Origin of the sequence: Erwinia sp. MYb416, assembly GCF_037479575.1 — a bacterium.
GTDB classification, from domain to species: Bacteria; Pseudomonadota; Gammaproteobacteria; order Enterobacterales; family Enterobacteriaceae; genus Erwinia; species Erwinia rhapontici.
Genome location: NZ_JBBGYT010000041.1, coordinates 1 through 1,510, shown reverse-complemented (window position 1 = coordinate 1,510; position 1,510 = coordinate 1). Strand labels below are relative to the sequence as shown.

The following is a 1,510-nucleotide window of genomic DNA, read 5'->3' as shown; positions in this document are numbered from 1 at the left end:
CGCCCATATGATTTCAGGTACTGGCCAAAAGATGTATTCCTGGACAAGAGGCAGTAAAAGCAATGCCCCTGCTATGGGTAAAGTCCATACCATCGGGCTGGAATTCACCCCATTTATTTCCCCGGCATCCACGCTGAAAACCTCTGAAAATATCGATATCAAAGGTGAAGCGACTTACGACCTGGTTTACCTGTAATCCCAAGTTAATTTCGCTTAAATACCGGAGTGTTACGACCTGTAGCACTCCGTTCTCATTTCAGAGGTACTATGCGCTCCTTTACCCTTACTACACTCGCCCTACTCTGCTGCACCTGGACAGCAGCGTCTTACGCCACCATGAAACCAGAAACCCCCATGCTGTTTATTCTTGAAAAGGATGGCGGCGGCAGCATCAATGTCACCAATACTGACGAGCAGACAGAACTGCTGTATGTCAAAATTCACGATTTACCTGACGACCCAAAGCCGAAATTGTACGCCACACAGCCTGTCATGCGCCTGGCCGCCGGGAAAACCCAGCTGGTACGTTTTATTCTTAATAGCGAGCGCCCACTTCAGGTTGAGCATTTGAAACGTGTCACCTTCGAAGGGATCCGGCCGAAAACAGGCAATGATGAAAACAGAATTGACGTTAATATTCGCCAAAATATTCCGGTGATTATTCATCCGCAAGGATTAGCCATGAACGCCGATCCATGGAAAGCACTGGTCTGGAGCGTCAACGGCGATAAGCTGACGGTACACAATCCCAGCCCTTATGTGGTCAGGCTGTCACAGCAGATCAAGCTACTGCCGCAGGGGAAAAACGGGCTGCTGACCAAAACCTATGTTCTGCCGCAGCAGACGGTACCCGTGATGGTGAAAGAAGCCGGGCAGCTCTCTGCCACGCAAAAGGTCAGTATTGAAACCGTGTCGAAATATGGCTTCGACACTGGCAATGTTGAAATGTCGGTGACACATTGACCCCGGCGGTAAAAGGAAATTTACCGCACTCATTACAAAATGAAATGGAATAATGTGGAAGCTCATTTTTTTACTGCCCGCCAGTCTGATTTTTGTGGCGGTAAATGGTCATGCCACCGCCAACGAAACACCTTCCGCTTCTTTATCGGGTGAAACCTCACCTGAAGACTGGGACATTGAGACATTAAAACGCCACGGTCTGGACCCAAATGCACTGGAAAAGTTGGATCGGTTGGGCAAGATCCCTGCCGGAATGAATGTGGTCGATATCAGCCTTAACGGTGATTTTATCGGCTCCTTCCAATTACAGGTCACTCCCCAGGGAGCGATGTGTTTCACGCCAGAACTGCTTGAAGAACTGGGCCTGAGCGTTCCTGATGCCGCACGCTCTCAAAAATGTTATGACTGGGCAGCCAGTGATAGCCAGATTAGCCTCGTCTGGCAACAGGAAACACAGTCGCTCAGTATCGTAGTGCCCTCTTCATGGCTTGTCAGCCAGCGTCATGAGGGCGAATATGGCGGTAGCGCTATCCACGTTAACTACAAC

At 49.7% G+C, this 1,510-nt stretch carries 3 protein-coding genes; all 3 read left to right on the top strand.

The genetic code is table 11. The annotated features are described in order from the left end of the window. On the top strand, window positions 1–196 hold a 196-nt coding region (locus WH277_RS00390), incomplete at its 5' end, for a hypothetical protein (protein WP_339503701.1). A gap of 71 nt (window positions 197–267) precedes the next feature. Further along, on the top strand, window positions 268–963 hold the full coding sequence (locus tag WH277_RS00385) for a fimbria/pilus chaperone family protein (RefSeq protein WP_339458920.1): 696 nt from the start codon (window positions 268–270) through the stop codon (window positions 961–963). 52 nt (window positions 964–1,015) lie between these two features. Next, window positions 1,016–1,510: FimD/PapC N-terminal domain-containing protein (locus WH277_RS00380; RefSeq protein WP_339503699.1), on the top strand; the 495-nt coding region annotated here is incomplete at its 3' end.